Source organism: Psychrobacter sp. Ps4 (assembly GCF_022129285.1).
In the GTDB taxonomy this organism is placed as follows: Bacteria; Pseudomonadota; Gammaproteobacteria; order Pseudomonadales; family Moraxellaceae; genus Psychrobacter; species Psychrobacter immobilis_A.
Map to the genome: position 1 here is coordinate 233,093 of NZ_JADQAK010000002.1, position 25,548 is coordinate 258,640.

Sequence of the window (25,548 nt, forward strand, 5' to 3'; positions counted from 1 at the left end):
AAAAACACAGTTTATCATTATTTCAGGTCTTTCTAAAATTTTCTAAATCCATTATTCAATGTTCTATTGAGTGAGTGTTGGTGGCGATGTATCACGCGCACTACACCTTGTTACCAGCACTACAGCTGATACAGCCTGATGATGTTTGGAAAACCTAGCAAGGAGCGTAGCTCGCGAATGCCTTGTGCTAGATGATTGCGACTACGAACGATGATATGGATGATGGTGTCACTACTGCGCACGTCTACTTTTTCTACCCCTATATTTAATTGGCGTAAATGATAGATTACTTCAGTAATTTGTTCGTCGCTGAGGGCAATAGATAGTTTTAAATAGGCTGGAAAGCGAATCTTTCCGGTATTTTTTATGTCATGTTCGCCAGCGTCACCTTGTTTTACAGCCTTGTCATTACGCCAGCGCAGTTGTATAACCTGATAAGGATTGTCTTTACGAATATCGTCAAGTGAAAAGCACTTGTGTCGATGAACAACCAGACCGTGACGGGACAAGTGACCGACGATAGGATCACCATAAATAGGATGACAACAATTGGCAAAATCAAGCTCAACCCCAGACGCATTGACTATCAGCTGCTGTGGTTGGGTCATATCATCGCTGTGTTCTTGTGCTTGCAAATCATTGACTTCATCGCTAAACAAGCGAGTCACCACCAGCTGTGGTAGTAACGTACCAGAGCTTATTTGCTCAAATAGTTCGGATTTTTCGGTCAAGCCACGCCATTCAGTGAGGTTTTTCCAATCACTATCGGTTAAGTCATCGAGACTTTTTTGATAGGTTTTTAGCGCCCGATCTAAGGCTTGTTGACCATGGTGTTGCTTATCAGCAGGAGACAAGTCTTTAAACCAACGCAAAATCTCTTCACGCGCTTTATTGGTCACAACAAATCCTAGCCATTCTGCTTTTGGTTCTGAGTGGCTATTGACTTCTATTTCGACCAGCTGCCCATTCTTAACGACTGTGCCAAGTTTGGCTTTTTTACCATCGATATTGGCGCCAACGGCTACATTGCCGACCATCGGTCCGACAGCGTAAGCAAAGTCTAGCGCGGTTGCGCCTTGTGGTAGCTCATAAGCGCGACCCTTTGGACTATAACAGATGATTTTACTGGAGTGTAGGTAATCCATCAGCTCATTAATGGTAGAGACTGCTGCTGAAAAGTCTGGGCTATTTTCATCTAAGCTGTCTTCATCGACCAAGTCTTTCATATTGCGTAATGAGGCTTGGATAACCGATTGGCTAACGTCTGAGGCATGCTCTGCACCGATGACACCAAGCCGCGCTGCGCTTTGCATTTGCTTGGTCAAAATCGTCACTTTGACGACATCGTTATCGCGTTCATAGATAAGCGTGAGTGATTGATTGCCACCCGGTAGCGGACGACGAATATTATCAGCGATATGAGAGTCATCAATCTGGTATTTTTTAATTAAGTAATAGGCCAGCTTGTCACAGGCTTCGACATTATCGAGGACAATCTCAAAGGCATAATGACGGAGTAGAGCGTTGATTTCACCGCGATTGCGAAAAAACTGACGGTAGATGACCACGCGATTGTCTAAAACTTTGACCAGACCATTCAACCCCAAATTATTGAGGACAATACTCAAATAGCGATGTATGGCCTCTCTTTGAAAGTTACGCCCAAGCCCGTGCTGTAGTAGCTTGTCAGACAGTTTGTTGTACATGTCAGAATCAAGATTACGATAACAGAGCACCTCGATATAATCGGCAATATCATTGAGACCCATCAGCCGTGCAAACGGCACATAAAAGTCCAACGTTTCTTGTGCTGTGGTGCGTTGTTTTTCGGGACGTACCGCATCTAGTGTCGACATATTATGTAAGCGGTCAGCAAGCTTAATAATCAATACGCGTGGGTCGGCAAGGGTGGCTGTCAAAATTTTATGAAAGGTGGCTGCTTTGTTTTGCTGTTTATTGTGTGAGGACGACTTTAGCTTAGTCACACCGTCGACCAGTCTCGCCACTATTTTGCCATAGCGCTGCTCAATCTGCTCATCGCTCACCTCAGTGTCTTCGACCGTATCATGCAAAATCGCTGCAATAATCGTATCCCGATCCAAACGAAAACCTGCCAGTATCTCGGCCACCGCAATCGGGTGGGTGATATAAGGCTCTCCTGATTTACGCTTATCTTTGATGTGCGCAATATCACCGAACTCACAGGCATCAATAATATCACGGCGTTCAGCAGCAGTGAGGTAACCTACTGAGCGCAGTAAATTATATTGAGCCTCATCGACTAAATGATGGCTGAGTTTGGGTAAGGTTTGACTCATAAAGTAACGATCCTATTTTCCATTACCTGTTTGCCTGACTGTCTATCAAGTAAATGGTGACTGAATAAATGCTGGAATACTATAAATATAAAAAATCTCGAGAAAAAAGATAAAAATAGGTAGACCATCCTCTAATTAATCGTAAATCGCATTCAATGTCAACTGCTAAGCGAACAGGTGCTATAAAAATTTAGAAATTCTAACTCAATGGTAGGTTTTCAGGTATAAATGGCGACTAAAACAGTCAAAGCAATATCACAGCAACCAGTTATTACAACCAAAAAACCACAGCCTATGCTGTGGTCTCTTGTCAATATGTCATCACTGTATGTATTTGTCTTATAAGGCAGTGGTTAGCTTTATAGGCTTCATACGACAAGTCTTCAATGCTGTATCTTAATAATACAGTGTCTTAAAAACCATGATCGCCTGACAGTGCCAAATCTAATGAACTGGTGGCAAAGTTGTGCTCTGGCTGATTTAGGATATCGCGAGTGATTTTACCAGCAGCGATTTCACGCAATGCCAATACCGTAGGTTTGTCATTATCCACATCAACCAATGGTTCTGCGATACCTTTGGCCAATTGACGTGCACGTTTGCTTGCCACTAAAATCAGTTCAAAGCGATTATCAACATTATCCAAACAATCTTCAATCGTCACTCGTGCCATATGTAGCTACCTCGGTTGTTTTTATTAGTCACGGAGCTTGCCCGCCACTCAATAAAAATAATATCAAAATATAAAGGGGGATAGCGAGACATTATAGCATTTTTTGCCCAGCCGCGTAGTTGCTTTTTGCGTGTCTATTAACGTATCTATTAACGTATCTATTAATAAGCGTTCATCGACTGAGTTGACAGTAGTATTTCGCTCTTGCTTTACTCTTCTACTTTATTGCTAAGTAAATTGCTGATGGTGCGATGATACCGCTGCTGTTGACGCTTAAGTGTCTGCCTGTCCGCCACGATAATGGCTTTTAGCTCAGTTAAAGCGACCTCAAAATTGTCATTAATAATCACAAAATCAAAATGGACATATTGCGCCATCTCAGTCACTGCGCCAGCCAGACGTTGCTCTATTACCTCCATAGTATCTTGCCCACGCGTCGATAGACGCTGACGTAAAGTGGCAATACTTGGCGGTAAAATGAAAATCATAATGGCGTCAGTAAAGATTTTTTTGACTTGTAGTGCGCCCTGCCAATCAATCTCTAAAATAACATCGACGCCTGCTTCTAATTGCGTCCGCACGCTTTGCTCCGAGGTGCCATAGTAATTACCAAAGACCTCAGCATATTCTAAAAACTTGTTTTCACCGATGGCAGTCACAAATTTTTCGACGTCGGTAAAATGATAATGATGACCATCAATCTCGCCGGGACGCGGCGTGCGCGTGGTGTGTGATACGCTGACGGTTAAGTCATTAGTCGTGGCAAGTAGCTGCTTTACCAGTGAGGTTTTGCCCGTACCTGAGGCGGCAGTAATAATAAATAATGAACCTGTCATACAATGTGTCCTAATGGAGTGTGTGCTAGTCAAATCTGTGCGAGTAAAAGAGCCAAAGCTGTTTTAGTAAACAATTCAAAACTGGTAAAAAGAAAAATCGCCATCATGTATGGCGATAGACATTGTCATCGATGCACTATTATAAACTGCTTTTGTGGCTTTTATTTTAATTAAAGCCGCCTTTGACCAGTCGTTATCATCGAAGCGGCGTAAAGATGGCATAGAGCGACTCAGTATAAATCATGTTTTTAGTGCATTAAGTGCAGTTAACGCTGCCACTATGGATAAATACTTTGAACGTATGAATATGCGTGTGCTTCTAGTTAAAACAGCCTCTAGTACCGTGCTATTTTCAAAGGCAATAAAAGTAAATTATGCTAAAGTAGCGTAATGAATTCATCCCAATTTTTGAATTAGAGCTTTTGACAGTAATGTCGTGTATTTAAGCTTTAATAATAAATTATCTAATGATAGGCCCTCTTATGCAAATTTATCTTGCCAATCCACGTGGATTTTGTGCTGGTGTGGATCGCGCGATTGCGATTGTGAACGAAGCATTGACACGTTTTGAACCGCCCATTTATGTTCGTCACGAGGTGGTACATAATAAATTTGTCGTCTCTGATTTGGCCAATCGCGGTGCGGTCTTTGTGGAAGAACTTCATGAAGTGCCAGATGGCTCTATCGTTATTTTTTCTGCTCATGGTGTATCAAAAGCTGTCGAAGATGAGGCTGAACGCCGCGATTTGACCGTATTTGATGCCACTTGTCCGCTGGTCACTAAGGTACATATCGAAGTCGCTAAATTTGCGCAAGAGGGTATGGATGCGGTATTGATTGGGCACGCTGGACATCCCGAAGTGGAAGGCACGATGGGGCGCTTTAACCGTCGCCACGGCGGTCACATTCATTTGGTTGAAAACGAAGCCGATGTGGCAGCATTGAGCGTACAAAATGCCGAACGTTTGGCATTTGTTACCCAAACGACCTTATCTATGGATGACACAGCGCGCGTCATCGATGCACTGCGTGAAAAATTCCCTAGTATCCAAGGTCCGCGCAAAGACGATATCTGTTATGCCACGCAAAACCGCCAAGATGCGGTAAAAGACTTAGCCAGTCGCTGTGAGGTGGTCTTGGTGGTCGGCTCGCCCAATTCATCAAACTCTAATCGTCTGCGTGAGCTGGCTGAGCGGATGAATTGCCGTGCGTATTTAATCGACAATGCCAGTGAGATGGATAAAAGCTGGTTAGATGGTGTGCAGAGTATCGGCGTCACCGCTGGTGCATCAGCACCTGAAGTACTGATTCAAGAAGTGCTACAGCAGCTGCAAGATTGGGGTGGTGATTTACCGAGTGAGCTATCAGGCATCGAAGAAAATGTCACTTTCAGTCTGCCTAAAGCCTTGCGTATCCCAGTCACCCAAGTGGGTAAATAGATACGGCTTTGTACAAGACATCTAATAGGTAACGTATAGTAGGTAACGCAAAATGAAAAAGCAAAAAAAAGGATTTGTATTGGCAGAAGCTACTCTCGGTGAGGTTAACAAACAATTGAAAGTGAATTTGTTTGTCATCGTGGTGGTGGGATTCGTGTTAGGCAGTAATATTCTGCATTTTATGCGAGAAAAGAATGTTTTTTATGGCGTATTAATTGCCGCGATGGTCGTTGCATTATTTTTTGTCATTAAGAGTCGACAGGTTCTTAAATTAAAACAACAAGAGCTTATCAAATAAATCATAGGACAGTCATGTCAGCTTATTATAACTTTATCAAACGCGAACAGCGAGAAGACGGCGTCAACGTCGCACATTATCAGCCCACCAAGCATGCCCAAGGCGCTTGGAATGAGCATGAACAGCATATGGCACCAGCGACAGGATTGCTCACGGCTGAGCTCAACGGTTATGTGCCGCAAGAAAACATGCGTATCGCTCGTATCAGCCTAGATATCTTAGGATTGATTCCACTGGATGACTTTACCATTACCACGCGTTGTATTCGTCTGGGCAAGACCATTGAGCTTATTGAAGCAGTGATGAGCAGTCGCGGTCGTGATGCGATTATTGCGCGGGCATGGCGTCTAATGACCCAAGATACCAGCGAGATTGCAGGTATTGAAGACCAAAAAGCGGTACATAAGCCCGAAGAATTGCCCATCTGGGAAGACATGAAAGGCTGGCCGGGAGGGTTTATTGAAAGTGTGCGCTTGGTCGCTGATGATACGCAGCGTCGCCCAGGACGCGGTATGGTCTGGATCACTAATGATTTGGATATGATCGAGGGCAAGCCAACTGATGACTTGGTGCATCTATTGGGCATGGTCGACACGGCCAATGGCGTTGTGCCTCGGCTTGGGCTTGGCTTGTCAGAATTAGAATGGATGTTTCCCAATACGGATTTGCAAATTCATATGCACCGCACGCCGCAAGGTCGCTGGCTTGGCATCGAAGCGGTGCAGCAGTATGGCAATGATGGTATTGGCTTAACGAGCGCTGTGTTACATGACATCAATGGCCCTTTTGGTCGTAGTGAGCAAATTTTGACCATTCGTCCGATGCCGCGCTAATTGCTCTGTGGTATTTAATTAAGCTCTATTTGATATGGTCAATTCGCTTTAAAAAAGTGATAGCAAGGCTGATAGAGAGTGCTTGCACTGTTAATATTTATCGTTGTTAATAACAACCATCCTAAGGAATAAAGTATTTGCATGAGTAAAAAACAAGTTAAGTGGTTCTGAAAAACAAAACTAAAGCATGTAATTAATTAATTATACAAATCAATGGTAATGGGTTGTAATAGTATCTAACCACAGAACATGACTGTCATTAGACATTACTATGAAAAAAACAAACCGTTTTTCGAACAAGCTGACAACTATTCTGGAACTATTAATAGAAGCGTATTCAGAATAGATTTTGTACTTTAACCCATTTGCTATTCACAGGAGTATGACTATGAACAACGATATGAACAATGATATGAGCGATAAAAAATGTCCTTATGCACCGACCCAATTGACCATGGGCAATGGCGCACCAGTGGCAGACAATCAAAACAGCATGACCGCAGGCAAACGCGGCCCATTATTGGCGCAAGATGTTTGGCTCAATGAAAAGTTAGGAAATTTCGTCCGTGAAGTGATTCCAGAGCGCCGTATGCATGCCAAAGGTTCTGGCGCATTTGGTACTTTTACCGTGACCAATGACATCACACAATATACCCGTGCGGATATTTTTAGCGAAGTGGGTAAACAGACGGAGATGTTCGCGCGCTTTAGTACCGTCGCAGGTGAGCGCGGCGCGGCTGATGCCGAGCGCGACATTCGCGGTTTTGCTTTGAAATTTTACACCGAAGAAGGTAACTGGGACATGGTGGGAAATAATACACCTGTGTTCTTCTTACGTGATCCGCGCAAATTCCCAGACTTGAATAAAGCCGTCAAACGTGATCCACGTACCAATATGCGTTCGGCGACCAACAACTGGGACTTTTGGACTTTATTACCTGAAGCCTTACATCAAGTTACTATCGTTATGAGTGATCGCGGTCTGCCAGCCTCGTACAGAAATATGCATGGTTTTGGCTCGCACACATATAGTTTTTGGAACGAAGCCAAAGAACGTTTTTGGGTAAAATTCCATTTCCGTACGCAACAAGGCATCAAGAACTTGACCGATGCAGAAGCGGCAGAGGTGGTTGGTTCTGATCGTGAAAGTCATCAAAAAGACTTGTACGATGCCATCGAAAATGGCGATTTCCCTAAGTGGAAAATGTATGTGCAAATCATGCCAGAAGCTGAGGCGGATACCGTTCCTTATCATCCGTTTGACTTGACCAAAGTATGGCCAAAAGGGGATTATCCACTGATTGAAGTGGGTGAGTTTGAATTAAATAAAAACTCTGACAACTACTTTGTCGATGTGGAACAAGCCGCATTTGCCCCAAGTAATTTGGTACCGGGTATCAGCGTTTCACCGGATAAAATGCTACAAAACCGCTTGGTTAATTATGCCGATGCTCAGCGTTATCGCGTTGGTGTCAATCATCAACAGATTCCGGTCAATAAGCCGCGTTGCCCTGTGATGAGCAATCATCGTGATGGTCAAGGCCGTGTCGATGATAACTATGGCAGTCGCCCGCATTATGAGCCAAACAGCTTTAGCCAGTGGCAAGAGCAGCCTGATTATGCTGAGCCACCATTAAAAATTGACGGCTATGCGGCGCATTATGACTTCCGTGAAGACGATAGCGATTATTTTAGCCAACCTCGCGCATTGTTTAATTTGATGAGTGCTGAGCAACAACAAGTGCTATTTGAAAACACAGCGAATAATATGGCTGGTGTGCCGGACTTTATTCAGTATCGCCACATTCGCAACTGTAACTGGTGTGATGCTGCTTATGGCGCAGGCGTTGCCAAAGCACTAGGCTTAACGGTTGAAGATGCGATGAATGCTCGTGAGTCAGATCCAGCGCTGCATTTGCCAAGCTGCTTATAGTTGATAGGTTTATCTAAAAACGTATTACTAAATCTATTTGCTAAACCTATTATCGATATAACGACACCGCCTTAGGAAACTAGGGCGGTGTTTTTGTTGAATTGTACTTTTTAGCTTGAAATATTCTGCTGCGCCCCTATTAGTATAAACAGCTTAGCGATATTCGAAATTGAACTGCTTAATTTGTAGCTGAGTAGAGACAGTCAAATGATTGCTATTTTATGATACGTTTTTGACATAAATTAAAGGAGTTTTTTATGAGTGAACAGACCCCAGTTGACAACCAAAAAGTTGATAGCATCAATGTTAATAAAAGCAGTCCTGAATTAAAAAAACATACCTTTGAGGCGGAAGTAGCGCAACTGCTACATCTAGTGACCCATTCGCTTTATTCTAATTCTGATATCTTTGTGCGTGAGCTGGTTTCAAACGCCTCTGATGCCTGTGATAAATTGCGCTTTGAAGCGACCAATGATGACAGTCTTTATGAAGACGATGGCGAGCTAAAAATTCGCATTGCTGTCGATGAAGATTCCAAAACCATCACCTTTACCGATAATGGTATCGGCATGAACGAAGCTGATGCCATCGAAAACTTGGGTACGATTGCCAAATCTGGGACTAAAGCATTTTTAGACAAGCTGTCTGAATCACAAAAGCAAGATGGTCAATTAATCGGACAGTTTGGGGTTGGCTTCTATTCAGGTTTTATCGTTGCCGACACGATTAGCGTTGAAACACGTAAAGCGGGCGAGCCTGCGGATCAAGGCGTACACTGGGTATCTGATGGTACGGGTAGCTTTACGGTTGAGCCTATCACGAAAGAAACTCGTGGCACCGCCATTACTTTGCATTTAAAAGAGCAATATAGTGAGGGCGAAGACAGCTATTTAGACCGTGGCAAAATTAAGCGCTTGGTCAATAAATACTCAGACCATATCAGCTTACCGATTCAGATGCGTAAAGAAGTTTGGCAAGAAGATGTCAAAGAAGAGGGCGACGATTCTGAAGAAAACAGCGCTCCAACCAGCGGCGAGATGGTATTGACCGACGAATGGGAAACTATCAACAAAGCCAGCGCGCTATGGACCCGTACGGCATCTGAGATTGAAGATGAAGAGTATATCGATTTTTATAAAAATATCACCTATGACATGGATGCGCCACTAGCATGGACGCATAACCGTGTCGAAGGTCGTGTTCAGTATACTCAGCTATTGTATATTCCGAAAAAAGCCCCTGTCGATTTGTATACTCGTGACCAGCAGCATGGACTAAAGCTATACGTGAAGCGCGTTTTTATTATGGATGAAGCCGAGCAGCTGTTGCCAATGTACCTGCGTTTCGTCAAAGGGGTCATCGATTCAGCAGACTTGCCATTGAATGTCAGCCGCGAGCTATTACAAGAGTCGCGTGATGTAAAATCAATCCGTGATGGTAACGCCCGTCGTATTTTGACGTTGCTCGCCAGTCTTGCTAACAGTGAAGACAGTGATAAGCAAGAAAAATTTGCGCAGTTCTACGCTGAATTTGGTGATGTTATCAAAGAAGGCGTTGGCGAAGACATGGGCAATCAAGAACGTATTGCCAAATTGCTACGTTATGCGACCAGTACTCAGGATAGTGTGACGACCAGCTTTGAAGACTATAAAGCGCGTATGAAAGAGGGTCAAAAAGCCATCTATTATCTAACGGCTGACAATCTAGCGGCTGCTAAAAATAGCCCACAGTTAGAGCTGTTTAAAAAGAAAGGCATTGAAGTTATCTTGATGACCAGCCGTGTTGATGAATGGGCGATGAACTTCTTGACCTCATTTGATGAGACACCGCTACAAAACATCGCTAAAGGTGCCGTTGATTTGGGCGACTTGCAAGACGAAGCCGAAAAAGCTGAAGCTGAAAAAGCGCAAGAAACCATGAAGCCTGTTGTCGATAAACTTAAAGCAGCGTTAGGCGAACGTGCCAAAGACGTTAAAGTATCGACGCGTTTGGTTGATAGTCCTGCCTGCTTGGTCGTTGGTGAAGGTGAGCTATCACCACAAATGATTCAGATGCTTAAACAAATGGGTCAAGATGTGCCAGAAAGCAAGCCGACATTAGAGGTTAACCCTGATCATCCATTGATTAAAAAGTTAGAAAGTAGCGAGCAATCTGACGTCGATTTTGATAAATTGGCGCAAGTAATTTTTGACCAAGCATTGTTAGCAGATGGCGGTCAGTTAGATGATCCAGCCGCTTATCTAAAACGTGTGAATGAGCTTTTGATGAGATAGTAGTAAGTCTTTGATACAGTCATTATTGAGAAAAAAGGAGGTCTTGGATTCAAGACCTCCTTTTTTATATGTTCTTAGCCAAATTTAAGCGAATTTTACAAATCAGCCTTATCCTCTTGACCGACAATCCGTTACAATCGCGTTATATTAGCGAGCTAAACTGTTTAGTCATATTTTTAGTCTTTGCTATTCGTCTCTTAAAATCATCTCATTGTGAATTGCATGTAATCTTGATGTCCATATGCTATATAAAAAATGTGAATTAATGACATTTCGTAGGTAGCTGCCACACCAAAAATCATCATCAACTCACTTTCTTTTCTCGACTGGCTAGAGGTTTAAGTCTTTGTCACTTGCGTCGTTAAAAACCGTATCGCTTCAGCGTTTTTCGCTCAATTTCGCTGCCAATATTATTGCAACCTTGTGGATGCTAGTAGGGTCGACGCGCGCGTTTTCTTGGGTAAAACCTACCTTTATCCAGTTTGCCGTATTTGCACTATTGGCACTCGGTAGTAATGTACTGTTTTCTTGGTTAGCCGCGGAAAATGGCAGTATCTTTAATGAGCAAGGGTTGGTCAGCTACTTGATTTGGCCGATGATAATTTTATTGGGCGGCATCATTTTGGCACGGCGTTCTGGCAATCAAACATTGGTGTTTGTGCCTGTGGTATTGTGGTTAGTGGCTGACACCTTATCTGCACTATTACAAAGTTTGGTGCAGTTTTTGGGCAGTTATGGTTGGTTACCAGATTGGAGCTATTCACTTTTACCCATACTGTTTTTGGTGCTGTTTTTATGGCAGACCTTGGCGTTATTATGGATTTTTTCTCGTCGTCTACGCATACCGTGGTGGGAGCGGGTCATTGTATTGGTAGGTGCAGTCGCACTGTTGACGATTTGGCAGCGTAATGTCGCGGACCAGCCTATATTTAAGCAGATTCCTGTAGAGCCTGTTTTAGCAGAAGCAGCATTATATGAGCAACCTCGTTTGTTACAGCAAGCATTAAATAGTATCGATCCCAGTACTTCAGGCAAGACCGACTGGTATTTTATGGGTGTGGCAGGATTCTCTGGCCAAGATGTTTTTCGCTCTGAGATTAATAAAGTGCGTGAGCTATTCGATGTGCGTTTTGGCACTAGTGGACATTCACTCTCGTTGATCAACAATACTTATAGTTGGCTTGATGAGCCAATCGCTACCAAAACCAGCATTCTGCGCGGATTAAAGAAAATTGGTCAGCAGATGAATGCCGATGAGGATGTGTTATTCCTAACCTTGTCTTCACACGGCAACGAAAATATCATTCAATTAGCAAATCCACCATTAGCAATGGAGAATCTAGACGCCGCATGGTTACGGGAGGCGCTAGACGCTTCAGGTATTCGCTGGCGGGTGATTGTGGTATCTGCTTGCTATTCAGGCTCATTTATCGATGAATTGGCCTCCCCAACCACGGTGGTGATTACCGCATCAGCGGTGGATAAGGCATCGTTTGGCTGTACCAATACTGCTGAGATGACCTATTTTGGGCAAGCGTTTTTTGCTGAAAGCCTGCGTAGCAATACCAGTTTTGAATCTGCTTTTAAAGATGCCCGTTTGCGTGTGAATGAGCGTGAAAGTGCGATGGGTTTTGAACCATCAGAGCCGCAGATGGTGATTGGTAGTCTGATGGAGACTGCTTTGCCAGCGTTCGAACAAGTATTGTTTGATAAAACCCGACCACCAGTTGCCAGCATTATTAATGACAGTGATTCTATCGCCATTAATATCGTAGAGGATAGTGCTTCTGGTCAGCCAGTGGCTAATACTGCGATCACGGCCAATTAACAACTAACAGTAAACCTAAAACCCGCAACCCAAAAATTACGATGAGCCGTATTAAGCTCGTTCAGTCTAGAATCTGTAATACTGACACTCGCTTTCCTTACTACTTTAATTCTTGTGAATGGTATAATGATTGAGTACTAAGTGAGTTTGGAGAAGTACTAGTATTACTTTACCAATGCTTTTTATAAGTCATCGTGTACTTTACTTTGGATAAAAAGGATGTCGCTTATGAACAACTCTTATAAACACAGTCTATCTACTAACTCAAAAATCACGCAGATCAGCGTCAACCGCTGTTTCGATGGTGAGCAGCATTACTATAGCCATCAATCATTATCGACCAAAACGCCGATGACCTTTAGCATTTATCTGCCAGATGAAGCGCTTGCTGGTCGTCGCTGCCCTGCGATTCTATATTTATCGGGTCTCACTTGCAATGCTGATAATGTCACCCACAAAGCGCACTTTCAGCAAAAATGTAGCGAGCTTGGCATGATACTTATCGCGCCTGATACATCACCTCGAAGTAGTGATGACAGAGATGTGCCAAACGACGACCGCTATTTTGTCGGTCAGGGTGCCAGCTATTATGTCGATGCGACGCAAGCGCCTTGGTCAGAGCATTTTAATATGCAAAGCTACATCGTTGATGAGTTATATGACTTGTTACGCTCAGAATTTCCTATTGATAGTATCGGCGTGACAGGGCATTCGATGGGCGGTCACGGAGCATTACTATTGGGCTTTAAGTTTCCAGGCAAGTTTGTGAGTGTCTCAGCTTTATCGCCTGTGTGCGCGGCCAGTGAGTCAGCATGGGGGCAAGCCGCTTATACAGAATACTTCGGCGATGATAAGTCACGATGGGCGCAGGCAGATGCTGCGCAGATGATTGAAAAATCAGGGCAGCAGTATGCAAGTATCTTGGTGGATCAAGGCGCGGCTGATAATTTTTTGGCAGAAGGTCAACTGCAAACCACCAAATTACAACGCGCTTGTGACAAAGCCAATCAGCCCTTAACCTTGCGTTATCAGGCGGGTCACGATCATAGCTACTATTTTATTCAAACGGTGATTAACGATCATATTGAACATCACTGGCGTATGGCGCAAATGAGCTAAGCCCAGTATTAGAATGATGATCTGATCGATAAATTGACAGACAGTTACGCTGATTATTTAGTCAAGCGTACTTATTGATATAAAATAGATTAATATAAAATGAAAGTTGGCTGAATATCTGTTAAGCATCTTTAAAGGTAAGGTTTTATGGTAAGTAATCTGACAGCATTAGTAGCCGATGGTTTGGCTTGTAAGCAGCAAACCGTTCAGTCATCGCTTGCGACCATGCAAGCCGATATGACCGCGGCTCTAAAAAATAATCAGCATGCTGATATTAGTACTGAATCAAATGACAGACAGACACGTTCAGATGAGCTTATCGCAACCGTAGTCAATGAGTCGGGTGATAAAGTGCTAGATGACGCGCAAGTCTCACGAGTGATAGAAATGGCGTGGGAGGACAGAACACCGTTTGGGGCGATAGAGCATAGCTATGGTCTCAATGAAGCAGGCGTGATTAAGCTGATGCGCCAAGCGCTAAAGCCGTCGTCTTTTCGGTTATGGCGTCAGCGCGTGAGCAATCGCGCTACCAAACACCAAGCTAAGCGAGGCTTCGATGTCGGTCGTGCTTATTGCAAAACCCAGTATAAGCAGCGCTAGTGGTTTGAGTTCTTAATATTATTGCTTTAAAGGCTCAGTTTTTTTAAGCCAGTCCTTAGTTTCTTTTTATTTTATTCGTATTTTATTTCAACAGAATCAGGTAGCTCAACTATGATTATTCCTTCTAAACCTTATCTTATCGCCCCATCAATACTCTCAGCTGATTTTGCACGTCTAGGTGAAGAAGTTGAAAGGGTGTTGGAATCAGGTGCTGATGTGATTCATTTTGATGTAATGGATAACCATTATGTACCCAATCTCACCTTTGGCAGTATGATTTGTAAGGCGCTGCGTGATTATGGGATTGATGCACCAATCGATGTGCATTTGATGGTATCACCAGTTGACGGCATGATTGAGCAGTTTTTGGAGGCAGGTGCGAGTGTTATCACTTTTCATCCAGAAGCCAGTGGGCATATTGATCGCTCTTTACAGCTGATCAAAGATGGCGGTGCTGAATGTGGTTTAGTATTGAATCCCGCAACGCCATTACATTATTTAGACTATGTGATGGACAAGGTAGATCAAATTTTATTGATGAGCGTCAACCCAGGTTTTGGCGGTCAGTCATTTATTGAAGGGACTTTAGACAAAGTTCGCCAAGTCCGTCAGCGTATCATCACCAGTGGTCGTGACATCAGATTAGAAGTAGATGGCGGTATCAAAGCTAGTAATATCCGAGCCATTGCCGAAGCGGGTGCGGATATGTTTGTGGCAGGGTCGGCGATCTTTAACCAAGATGACTATAAAGCGGCTATTGATGCTATGCGTGCTGAGCTGGCTTTGGCTAATGGTAACGAATAACCACGGTCTTATGTGACTGGTAAATACGTTCGTCAGTCATTTTCGTCATAAAAGAATAGTAGCAAAAAGTGCTGTATAACGGATAACGATGCATAACGGCAAGTTACGTAAAGGTGAAATATGGACACAAAAAACTCAATCAATTCGTCAGAATCACCTGAGTCAGAGCAAAGCACTGAGCAGCCAATTCAGAATGAGACACAGCAACGCAGTCTGGTGCCAAAGGGTATTACTATTGGCTTGGCTGTATTTGCTTTGGTTCTAAGTCTGGCGGGTTACGGCTTTCGGCTAATGGTGGGTGATGATACTGGTGAAGTATTACGTCATGCTGCGGTCATTGTGCCTGCATTTATGCTGGGCATTCCCCTGTTTTTTTGGCTAGGTTCGAAGATACTTAACAAAGTTAAAGGCATGCATATAGAGAGCTGGAATGCCATTAGCTTGGGTTATTTAACCTCTTGTATATCGATGCTTTGGTTAATGGGTACTTACAGTTAGAGTCTTATGAGCAGAGATAAAGCTGTTTGGTAAATAGTGCACTGCAATATTTATGATAGGCTGTTTTTATACAATTTTTAATTATTAAGTCACGCGCTGCAAGCGTGACTGGAATTTTACATGAGAATCATACCGACCAAGATTGCCAATATCATCTATCCAAAAGATCTACCCAATGGCTTATTTACCAGCTTAATTATCGCCTGTTTGCTGCTAGGGCTGGCATCATTGCGTAACGGTACTGATTTACAAGGCTGGCTCAATGTTATCGAAAACTGGCTGCTTATGCTGTTGATATTTCCGACCGCCACCGCCACTGTAGCCTTACCGTTTAAATATCGAGATCCGACATTAGAGTTAAAGCTTATGTACTATCTCGGTATGTTTGTTGCCTTCTTATTTACTGTGGCAAAATTACGCTACTGGCGCTAATACTATCAGTGATAGCACACCCAAAAAGCCTTTATGTAGAAGACTTATGTGACAAGCCTTGAATTTCAAGACCAAAGCGTCCATTGTATGACTAAGATAGTTTTACCCGTATTACTGTAAAACAATAATGTTGCGGTGCGCGATTTTTCTTGCAAGTATTAGACGGGACAATGAGGAACCAATTCATGCCATACGATATCGATAATGATATAGAAGTAGATAACGAAAGTACGGATCAATTTGCAGGATTTGCCAAAGAGACTACCCTTGAGTTGGTAGAGGCAGAAGATGGTCGCTTATTGTTACGTGACGCGGAACAAGACGAAGCGCCGCTGATGACCATTGATTTTTCTGAAAAGCTTAAAGAGCTGCTCGGTAGTGACACCCAAGCGATAGGTCAGCATATGATTCATGCCGCGATTCAGGTGATTATGCAAAAGCAGATGAGCCAATGGCATGCGCATGTTTATGACAAAGAGCCGACGCACTATAGTTAGTGATGAGATGAGTTGCTGTTAGGATGGCCAGTAGTCGTTAATTAAAATAATAATCATGAAAAGTAGTAAGCATAAAAAAGGGTATATCAATTGATATACCCTTTTTTTTCAAATAACTTATATATAGAAAGTATTTATGAAAATATATTCTATATATAACAGTAATTATTTGATTTTAGCTTCTTTAAACATCACGTGCTGGCGAATTTTTGGATCGAATTTCTTCATTTCCATTTTGCCAGGCATAGTGCGTTTGTTTTTAGTAGTGGTGTAGTAATACCCAGTACCAGCTGTTGATACTAATTTAATTTTATCTCTCATGATAGCTTTCCTGTAAATGAGGGGTCTTCAAACGATAGGTACGGATCTAAAATATTAAGTCGCTACATAAGATGTAGCAGAAAAGCAGCTTAAACGACGAAAATTATCGAGATATTAAGCTGCTAGTCTTAACTTATACTTTTTGACCTTGTGCGCGCATATCTGCTAACACTTTATCGATACCAAGTTTGTCAATAGTGCGCATACCTTTGGTAGACACACGTAGACGTACAAAACGATTTTCAGACTCTACCCAAAAACGATGGTTATGAAGGTTTGGTAGAAAGCGACGACGGGTTTTGTTGTTTGCGTGCGAAACATTATTACCCACCATAGGGCGCTTTCCAGTCACTTGGCAAACTCGAGACATGGCGAACTCCTAATCTATGAGGTATGAGTTTTTCTCATACCAGTCTGGGCAAGTTGCACGTTTTTGCGGCATGGACACAGCAAGCGGCAGCTTTGCACCAAACAAAACTATATGAATGTTGAGTTGATATTGCTGTTATCTAAAGGCAAATAACAAGCGTACCAATTCAGAAAATTTTAAAGCCGACATTTATACCATAAAAGAGATGAATACTCAAATATTTTTATGATTATTGTCGATCTAAAGGATGGCTATTATACCCTGAAATTCACTGGCTATGTTGTTGATTATTTAATAGTAAAGATTAATTTTTAGTTGTAAGTTATAACAAAAGTCAGTAAAGTTGCTGTTATATATTTAATACAATCTGTTAATACAACGGGTATTAATGTAAATCTATGTATCATTACCAATCTATTATGATTCTGTGTAATGATTTTCGCTTATTTGTTCGAATAAATTACTGCTGACGCGGAGTCCAAAACATGTCATATAGCTCATTGCCTTTTACCTCTAAACTGTTTCAGCTCACTTCTTTGACTTGTGCTTTAGCATTGGCAGGCTGCGGTGGCGGCGGTGACGGTGATACCGTAGATTCTGTTGCACCGGCGCCTGATTTGGGTGTCACGCAACCTGGTACTGGTGGTAATGGTAATACTGGTGGTGGCGAACAAGTGCCAGACGTCGAGCCAGACTTCTTTATCCAAAAACTGAGCACAGCGCCTACTATTATTGAGTTGTCTGATGAGCAAGCAGCCTTTAGCGTTACGGTTAAAGCTGTTGAAAAAGTATCTGGTGGAGCGATGGTTGGTAAAGCTGTGACTCTAAAAGTAGTGGATTCTGAAAATAACGGTATCACTATCGAAGGTCAAAGCACCCAAACCACGGACAATGATGGCAATGCAGTATATGCATTAAAGCTCAATCCGCAAGCAGTTGCTGATAAAGATGACCTGATAAAAAATGGTTTTACGTTAGTAGCGACTGCTAAGAAAGCAGATGGCACCGCGGTTGCACCGCAAGAGCTAAAAGTTTCAGTCAGCAAAAAAGGTAGTGGTGACGGTACCCAAGTTATCGAAAGTGAGCTTGATATTACCTCTTCATTAAAAACAAGCTCAGTCTCTAATAATGCTCTAAATCCTTATGGTGATAGTGCTCAACTGACTGTAGTTGCTAAAAATAGCAAAGGTGCCCGTGTTCAAGACGTTAAAGTTGGGCTGGGTATCGATAATATCAAAGGCATCTCTATCGTAGGTGGCAGTAGTAAAGTCACAAATGCGGATGGTATTGCAACTTTTACTATTAAAATAGATGAAAATCTTTCGAAGGCTGAGCGTGATTCACTGCTAAAAGGTGAGGGTATTGCATATGCTATCAGTATCCAAGAGCAAAATGGCGCTACCAAGCAAGAAACGGGTAATCTATCAATAGAGTTGCCAGTTTCTGATTATGTCTTAGATGTGAAAGGTAGGGACGTAGTGCTTAATGCCTATGGAGATGAAAAGCCGCTGACTATCACAGCAACGGCTAAAAACTCTAAAGTGCCAACCGCTATTAATGGGGCAAAAGGGACAATCAAGCTTAACAATGCAGTTACTGGGGTTAAGCTTAGTACAGAGAGTTTTACCTTTGATGCAACAGGAAATGCAGTTGTCAGCTTAATTGTAGCGCCTACACTTACTGCAACTCAGCGCAAAGAAATTGTAGAAAAAGGCGTCAGCTATACGGTGGTTTTATCAGAGCCTAACCGTGCAGTCACGATGGATACATATGGCAACGAAGCGTATATCCCTGAATCTCAATATCAAATAAAGTTTGCGACAAAAAATAAAAATAGAATCTCTAGTTTTGGTAGTGAAGCTATTATCAGTTTCCGTGTCAATGATAAAGATGGTGGAGCAATTCCTAATCAAAAAGTGACTGCCAGTTTACCTCAAGATCTAATTAGAGCTGGACTCTTGAATTTAGATAGTGCTGCTACTCAAGTAACTGATGGTAAAGGCATGGTGAGTTACAGTGTGAGTGTGCCAGCAAGTCTGACTGCTACTCAAAGAACAAAATTAGAGGGTATAGGTGGCTTTGTCTTAACTGCTAAAGTTACTGAAGCTTCAGGAGCTAGTAGTAGTATCAATAGTGAACGCATCCAAGTAACTGCTGAAAGTGAAACGATTCTAACTGTAAAAAATATTCCTAGCGCTGTAAATATCCTAAAAAATCAATTCCAAATTCAAGTTGCAGGTAAGCGTCCAGATGGCAGTGCTGCAGCTGGCAAAGAAGTGAAGTTGGCTATTAGTAATGTGACAGGCGTGAGTATTCAAGGTAGCCAACAAACCACAGATGCATCAGGCAACGCAGTATTTAACGTCAATTTAAGCCAAGATTTGACAGAAAAGCAACGTCAAGATTTGGTGAAGTCTGGTATTCCTTATACCGTGACTTTGACTGATGAAGATGGCGTGGCTACGAATAAGTATAAGGCACCAGTTATCATTCCAGTGGCTGAATATAAGCTAAACTTTGGCAGCAGTAGTACTAATAAGCTGTTGAGTACAGGCGGTGTAACCACTTTAATTTTCCGCGTTAATGATAAAAATGGCGGCGTAATAGCCAACCAAACGGTGACAGCAAGCTTACCAAGTAGCTTGACTCAGAAGGGGCTGATAACGCTTGAAAGTGCGGCAAACCAAGCAACTGATGCTCAAGGCAATGTAAGTTATACGGTTCGTATTCCTGCAGGGCTGTCCCCTACACAACGAGCAGAGCTTGAAAAAATAGGTGGGTTCGTCTTAAATGCCCGTCTGGTGGAAGCTTCAGGTGCAAGTATCAATATAAGCAGTAATCGTATTCCTGTAACTGCAGACCCTAGTAGAAGTCAAACCATCTTGACGGCAAAAACTACTCCTAGCATCGTAAACGTGTTAAAAGACCAGTTTACGATCCAAGTATCTGCTAAGCGTCCGAATGGTAGTGCTGCTGCAGGTAAGTCTATGAAGCTTACGATTAACAATGTCAAAGGCATTAGTATCGAAGGTGGTGAACAAGTCACTAACAGTGCTGGTAATGCTGTGTTCACCGTAAATATAGACCAAGCACTGACTCTAGAACAACGTAAATCATTTGAAAAAACAGGTATTGCCTATACTGTTGTATTGACTGATGAAGATGGTGTTGCCACTGAAAACTATAGTATCAAAGCATCTGTGCCTAATGCTGAATACAAAATCAATTTTGGTAGCAGCAGCAATGCAGAGCTATCAAGCTCAGGTGGCAGTACTGTTGTTAGTTTCCGAGTTAATGATAAAGACGGCGGCGTTATAGCCAATCAAAAAGTCTCAGTAAGCCTGCCAAAAGCTTTAGTGAATGCGGGGTTATTGACCTTAGATACTGCTGCCAATCAGACAACAGATGATAAAGGTATCGTGAATTATACTGTTCGTATTCCTACAGGGTTATCATCTACACAGAAATCAGCATTAGAAAAAGCCAGCGGGTTTATCTTGAGTGCTAAGTTGGTTGAGGTGTCAGGAGCAAGTAGCACTACCAATAGCGCACCTATCAGCGTCAATAATAAGGTTCAGAAAAGTCTAACGACATTAACATCAGAGACCAATCCTAAAGTAGTTAATATTTTAAAAGACCAGTTTACGATTAAAGTATCAGCTAAACGCAAAGATGGTAGTGCAGCTGCTGATAAAGTTGTCAAGCTAGATCTTGCTAAGTTGATAGGCATTACAATCAAAGACAACGAGCAGAAGACTGATGCATCAGGTAATGCAACATTTACTGTAGATATGAATCAGGATTTGACTCAAGCCCAACGTGAAGCATTGGTGAAATCAGGCATTACTTATACAGCTACTTTAACTGATAACGATGGTGTCATTACCAGTAACTATAATGCATCTGTTGTTATACCTGCTGCGCAGTATCAAGTGAATTTTGGTACCAGCGATAAAGTTCAGTTATCAAGTTCAGGTGGTAGTGCAATCATTAGTTTCCGCGTAAATGATAAAAATGGTGGGGTAATTGCTAATCAAATTGTTACAGCAATGCTGCCCAAATCTTTAGTCGACTCTGGCTTACTAACTTTAGATAGTGCTGCGATCCAAACGACTAATGCTCAAGGTATAGTTAGCTATAAGGTCACTGTTCCTACAGGTTTGACTAAATCACAGAAAGATAAGCTAGAAGCAACAAAGAACTTCATGTTAACTGCCAAAGCTGTTGAAGCTTCAGGTGCAAGTAGTAGTAGCAGTAGTTCGGCTATAAAAATCAGTTCAGAGTTAGCCGAAAGTGATATTAAACTTACTTCGATCAGTTCTCCTAAAGTGGTCACTGTGACGGACAAGCAGTTTACTATTCAAGTATCTGCTAAACGTCCTAATGGGAATGTTGCAGTAGGGAAAAAAGTTAAGCTTGAGATCAGTGATGTCGCAGGAGTCAGTATCCAAGGTAATGAGCAGACAACCAATGAAGCTGGCAATGCAGTATTTACTGTTAACCTTAGTCAAGATCTAACACCAGCACAACGTACAGCACTAATTACATCAGGTATTAAATACAATGTTACTTTGACGGATGATGATGGCACAGTCGCCAAAATTAAAGATGCAGTTGTCAAAGTAGTACAGCCAGCAACGAGTTTAGAGTTTGCTTCTGCCCTTATACCTTCTATTAGTGAGCTTGGTGGTAATGGAACTATTAGTGTCAAGCTATTGGATAAAGGCAAGAAAACGCCAGTTAAAGGGCAAGCGGTCGCTATTCAGTTGGGTAAGTCAGCGCTTGATTACGGTGTTACTGTGAACGCAGAGTCTGCGACTACTGACTTTAGCGGTGAGACGACATTTATAGTTACTATCCCAGAAGGGCTAACAGCAAAAGAGCGTACTGAGCTTAAGCGTGCAGGTATTAATTATCAGCTATCTTATGTTGAAAAAGGCGAAACTTATACTTCTGCTATAAAACAAGTAAATATCTTAACCCCAGCGGTTGATTTGACAGTACTAAATCCGCCAAACCTTATCAATAATCGTCCTTTCTATACATTGAATGGCGAAGGCGATACGGTTGTGGTTAATGCAGCACTAAGTACCCGAAACACCAACATCATTATTGGTGGGCAGCCTATCCAGTTAGAATTTGCTAACAAAGAACTATCAGCCTTACTGCTTGTAAATGGTAAATCAGGCTCATTTAATAATATAGTAAGTACTAATAACACTACAGGTACAGCAGGCTTTACGGTTATTGTACCGAGTAGCCTAACACCCGAGCAAAAAGCTGCTCTAAAAAATCAAAAGCTAACAGCTACTTTGACTGAGACATTGACAGGTAAGCAGCAAGAAATTCAGTTCAATGTACAATCGACTAAAGCCGCGATTGATTTGATAGTTATCACACCGAAAAAATTGAATCTAAACGGTGGTGAGACTCAAGTTGAGGTGATAGCCAAAGACAGTAAAGACAATGTCATTGCAGGTAAGTCAGTTTACTTAGCGCTTCCTGCTGCAATTGCGGCTCAAGGGGTTAGCTTAGTCACTAGTGGCACGCAAACTACTAATGAGTCGGGCAAAGCTAGCTATACACTTGCTGTGCCATCTGGTCTAACTGATGCGCAGAAAAAACTTATCGGCAGTAACTTTAAAGTTGTATTCTCAGCAACCGATGAGAATAACAATATTGCCACGAAAACTAGCATTGTCGAGACGATAACTCCAGATGCAAGTGGTACGCAAGAGAATTTAACAATAGGTGCGAATAAAGTCGTTAATACCAAAGGTGATACTTTTAAAGTATTTGTTCGTTTAGAGAATGAAGATGGCGCTGTTGCCAATCGTGAAGTAAGTTTAAATGTTGATGATCCTTTAAGAACAGGCGTTAGTGTCTCTAATGAGACTGCGAATACTAACAGTGATGGTGTGGCGACATTCAACCTGACACTTGAAAATGGTGCTAACGTTAATCAAGCAATTTTAGCAGATGGCATTCGTTTAACGGCGACCACGACGACTGCTGAAAATGTCAAGTTGGAGCAAAATTACATCGTTGCAGTCGATACGGCTACGATTGATAGTTATCAGCTAATAGCATCTTCAGATAAACCTACCTTAAACACTGGTGGCGATCAAACTAATGCCACTTTCCTTGTGACTGACAGTAAAGGTGGTATCTTAGCAGGGGTGCCTGTACAGCTGAATATCGAAGCTTTAGAAGCAAGTGGAGCTGCTTTAACTACACCAAGCATGGTAACTACTGATGCTAATGGTCAGATCGATGTTGGCGTTATCTTAGCAGCCAATTCTATCAATTCACGTCTAAATCATAGCGTAGTAATCAATGCCAAAATCGTCACGCCACAATATGATGCAGATGGCAAAGTCAGCATGCAAGTGCGTGAAGAGAAATCATTAAGCCTATCAGCTATCGGTACAGAAATTACTATTACAGCTACAGACGCTAATCTAAAAGATGGCGCATCTACTACTATCACGACCACATTAGTAGATGGTGCGGGACGTGCTATTGCCAATGCTGATATGGAGTTAGTCGACGCGAACGGTGATATTATCCATTCTAGTGCGACTGCTACTAGTAATGTAGATGGTAAAGCAGTATTTAATATCAACGAAGCTGATTTGAATTTTGATAATAACGGTAACTTACGTATTTTTGCCAGAGCCACTGGTGAGCGTGCATTAGTTGCACAGCGTAGTACTAGCAGTCTTGATTTGGTTAAAGTATCACAAGCAGGTATTAGTTTTATTAATATTGAAGGTGTCTATGATGTCAATGCGGCACAAAATATTAATGTACAAATCCGTACTGACTCTCCAGCCCAAGCTACTGCGCTTATTGGTAAGGTTGTAGAGGTACAAACAACGATTGGTACGTTTGCTAACAATAATGTGATTGTTACTCAAGCAATCACTGCAGGCAATATTCAAGGCAATATTATTACTGTCCCTGTGGTGCTAACGTCTACGCTTGCTGGTACAACTGTATTACAGGCAACTGTGCTAGGCGAAATGACTAACGGCGCGCTTAAATATCAAACCACAGTTGATACCCGTTTTAGAGCCACTACACCTGCGAAGATGCTGTTTCAAGCAGTGAAATCAGTCATCACACCCGGCAGTAGCACAGAAGTTGTTGCCACGGTTAAAGACAAAAATGATGTGCCAGTAGAAGGGCAAACGGTTGTATTCAGTCGTGCTGCAGATTCATCAGCTGGCCGCTTATCTGCTGCTACCGCAGTTACAAACAGCAAAGGCGAGGCGCGTGTGGTATATCAAGCCAATGCCAGCTCACCTATCGGTGGCGTGATTATTAATGCTCGCTTATTAAACGACAATGCCAGCATTGGCACCAAAACAACTAATATTACGGTATCGAAAGAAGCGGTTTATACAACCTTAGCGTTTAGTAATGTCTTATCTACTGATAATATTTATTACACGGTTCGCGGTTCAATATCTGTTATGGATGGCTCAGGGCGCGCGGTACCAAATAAAGAAGTATCGATCAAGTCTTATGCTATTGAATATGCTCAAGGTAAAGTTTGTTTGCTTGATAGCAATGTGACTTATCAAGCGGCCAATACTACAGACACCGATGGTAATGTGAATACACCTGAACCTATAACTTTTGCAGAATTAGTTCCTGTACTGCAGAAGACGGATTGGATTATTAGTGAAGACAGTCCTGAATATAACTATACTTTAGATAGTGATGAAGATGTGAATAGCAACAATAGTCTTGATGCTATCAATCCCGTAGCAATTATTGGTGGCACACTATCTGATGACGGTTATTCATTCGTGACTGATGAAGAAGGTCGTGCAGACTTCGAGATTCGCTATCCGATTCGTTATTCAAGCTGGGTGAAAGTGCGTTTTGAGGCTTCTACTTTCTTAAATGGTAGTGAAAATACTCAAAGTATTAACTATTCTCTACCATATTTGGCAAGTGACTTGAGAGTAGAGGATCCAAACTTATTCTCTCCTTGGATTGGTGATACCAGCCCATTTGGTGATGCTGGTGTGGTGTGTGTAAACAGTTTGAGTGTCAATATTAATGCCGAGAAAAATACATCTAAAATAGTATTATCTCCTTATCAAGCCAGTTACTCTGTGTCTATTAATGGCGTAATTCCAACGACAACAGCACAAGGCTATAACAGCTTTATTGTAGACTTCAATCAAGCATTTGATTTGGGTTCTACAATAGGTGTTAACAGTAACGGTTCAGGATTTTCTAGAAATATTACAATCGAATAAACGACACTTTAGTAGGTAGTCTGGTCAATCACATACTACTATCAAGCAAAAACCCCTAACCCTGCGTTGGGGGTTTTCATATTTATAACCTCAATAACGAAATACAACCAACTCAATCAGCAAAGTTAGGTAAAAGCGATTAGAATAGTCGGTTTCCTATGCTAATGACCGTATTGAAAGTCAGTAGCAAGTTTAATTTT

18 protein-coding genes are annotated in these 25,548 nt (G+C 42.2%); 13 read left to right on the forward strand and 5 right to left on the reverse strand.

The window, feature by feature from the left end:
- Positions 1 to 119 precede the first annotated feature (119 nt).
- From I3252_RS02415 to gmk, 3 genes are all read right to left on the reverse strand, one after another.
- Positions 120 to 2,318: an HD domain-containing protein gene (locus I3252_RS02415; protein ID WP_045444214.1), complete on the reverse strand. Its 2,199-nt coding sequence runs from the start codon at positions 2,316 to 2,318 to the stop codon at positions 120 to 122.
- 412 nt (positions 2,319 to 2,730) lie between these two features.
- Entirely contained in the window at positions 2,731 to 2,991 is a 261-nt protein-coding gene (gene rpoZ / locus I3252_RS02420; RefSeq protein ID WP_045444217.1) for a DNA-directed RNA polymerase subunit omega, read from the reverse strand.
- Positions 2,992 to 3,200: 209 nt separating this feature from the next.
- Positions 3,201 to 3,827 carry a guanylate kinase gene (gene gmk / locus I3252_RS02425; RefSeq protein WP_238034090.1) on the reverse strand — a complete coding sequence of 209 codons (627 nt, stop codon included), beginning with the start codon at positions 3,825 to 3,827 and terminating at the stop codon, positions 3,201 to 3,203.
- A gap of 482 nt (positions 3,828 to 4,309) precedes the next feature.
- On the opposite strand from gmk, the gene ispH reads away from it, so the two are divergent.
- The 12 genes from ispH (at position 4,310) to I3252_RS02485 (ending at position 16,381) form a co-directional block, all read left to right on the forward strand.
- On the forward strand, positions 4,310 to 5,266 hold the full coding sequence (gene ispH, locus I3252_RS02430; RefSeq protein ID WP_045444223.1) for a 4-hydroxy-3-methylbut-2-enyl diphosphate reductase: 957 nt from the start codon (positions 4,310 to 4,312) through the stop codon (positions 5,264 to 5,266).
- 52 nt (positions 5,267 to 5,318) lie between these two features.
- Positions 5,319 to 5,564, forward strand: coding sequence for a hypothetical protein (locus I3252_RS02435; RefSeq protein ID WP_055124696.1), 246 nt, complete (start codon positions 5,319 to 5,321; stop codon positions 5,562 to 5,564).
- A gap of 14 nt (positions 5,565 to 5,578) precedes the next feature.
- A complete protein-coding gene (locus I3252_RS02440) occupies positions 5,579 to 6,397 on the forward strand; it encodes a thioesterase family protein (RefSeq protein WP_238034091.1) in 819 nt (272 codons plus the stop codon).
- 400 nt (positions 6,398 to 6,797) lie between these two features.
- Positions 6,798 to 8,330 carry a catalase gene (locus I3252_RS02445; protein WP_275949296.1) on the forward strand — a complete coding sequence of 511 codons (1,533 nt, stop codon included), beginning with the start codon at positions 6,798 to 6,800 and terminating at the stop codon, positions 8,328 to 8,330.
- 257 nt (positions 8,331 to 8,587) lie between these two features.
- Complete coding sequence (gene htpG, locus I3252_RS02450) at positions 8,588 to 10,603, forward strand: molecular chaperone HtpG (protein WP_238034092.1); 2,016 nt, start codon at positions 8,588 to 8,590, stop codon at positions 10,601 to 10,603.
- Positions 10,604 to 10,949: 346 nt separating this feature from the next.
- Positions 10,950 to 12,431 carry a C13 family peptidase gene (locus tag I3252_RS02455; protein WP_238034093.1) on the forward strand — a complete coding sequence of 494 codons (1,482 nt, stop codon included), beginning with the start codon at positions 10,950 to 10,952 and terminating at the stop codon, positions 12,429 to 12,431.
- Positions 12,432 to 12,659: 228 nt separating this feature from the next.
- Positions 12,660 to 13,550 carry an S-formylglutathione hydrolase gene (gene fghA, locus I3252_RS02460; protein WP_238034094.1) on the forward strand — a complete coding sequence of 297 codons (891 nt, stop codon included), beginning with the start codon at positions 12,660 to 12,662 and terminating at the stop codon, positions 13,548 to 13,550.
- 351 nt (positions 13,551 to 13,901) lie between these two features.
- Positions 13,902 to 14,150: a TIGR03643 family protein gene (locus tag I3252_RS14260; protein WP_227678228.1), complete on the forward strand. Its 249-nt coding sequence runs from the start codon at positions 13,902 to 13,904 to the stop codon at positions 14,148 to 14,150.
- Between the two features lie 111 nt (positions 14,151 to 14,261).
- Positions 14,262 to 14,954 carry a ribulose-phosphate 3-epimerase gene (gene rpe, locus I3252_RS02470; protein ID WP_238034096.1) on the forward strand — a complete coding sequence of 231 codons (693 nt, stop codon included), beginning with the start codon at positions 14,262 to 14,264 and terminating at the stop codon, positions 14,952 to 14,954.
- 120 nt (positions 14,955 to 15,074) lie between these two features.
- Entirely contained in the window at positions 15,075 to 15,452 is a 378-nt protein-coding gene (locus I3252_RS02475; RefSeq protein ID WP_227676610.1) for a hypothetical protein, read from the forward strand.
- A gap of 120 nt (positions 15,453 to 15,572) precedes the next feature.
- Positions 15,573 to 15,884 carry a hypothetical protein gene (locus I3252_RS02480; protein ID WP_045444243.1) on the forward strand — a complete coding sequence of 104 codons (312 nt, stop codon included), beginning with the start codon at positions 15,573 to 15,575 and terminating at the stop codon, positions 15,882 to 15,884.
- A gap of 185 nt (positions 15,885 to 16,069) precedes the next feature.
- Positions 16,070 to 16,381 carry a hypothetical protein gene (locus I3252_RS02485; protein WP_045444246.1) on the forward strand — a complete coding sequence of 104 codons (312 nt, stop codon included), beginning with the start codon at positions 16,070 to 16,072 and terminating at the stop codon, positions 16,379 to 16,381.
- A gap of 165 nt (positions 16,382 to 16,546) precedes the next feature.
- On the opposite strand, the gene rpmG is transcribed toward I3252_RS02485, so the two are convergent.
- Both rpmG and rpmB read right to left on the reverse strand, forming a co-directional pair.
- Positions 16,547 to 16,702, reverse strand: coding sequence for a 50S ribosomal protein L33 (gene rpmG, locus I3252_RS02490; protein ID WP_045444249.1), 156 nt, complete (start codon positions 16,700 to 16,702; stop codon positions 16,547 to 16,549).
- Positions 16,703 to 16,835: 133 nt separating this feature from the next.
- Positions 16,836 to 17,072, reverse strand: a complete 237-nt coding sequence (rpmB, locus tag I3252_RS02495; RefSeq protein ID WP_010201401.1) for a 50S ribosomal protein L28 — start codon at positions 17,070 to 17,072, stop codon at positions 16,836 to 16,838.
- 485 nt (positions 17,073 to 17,557) lie between these two features.
- Between rpmB and I3252_RS02500 the strand changes: the two genes are divergently transcribed.
- Positions 17,558 to 25,348, forward strand: coding sequence for an Ig-like domain-containing protein (locus tag I3252_RS02500; protein ID WP_238034097.1), 7,791 nt, complete (start codon positions 17,558 to 17,560; stop codon positions 25,346 to 25,348).
- Positions 25,349 to 25,548 lie beyond the last annotated feature (200 nt).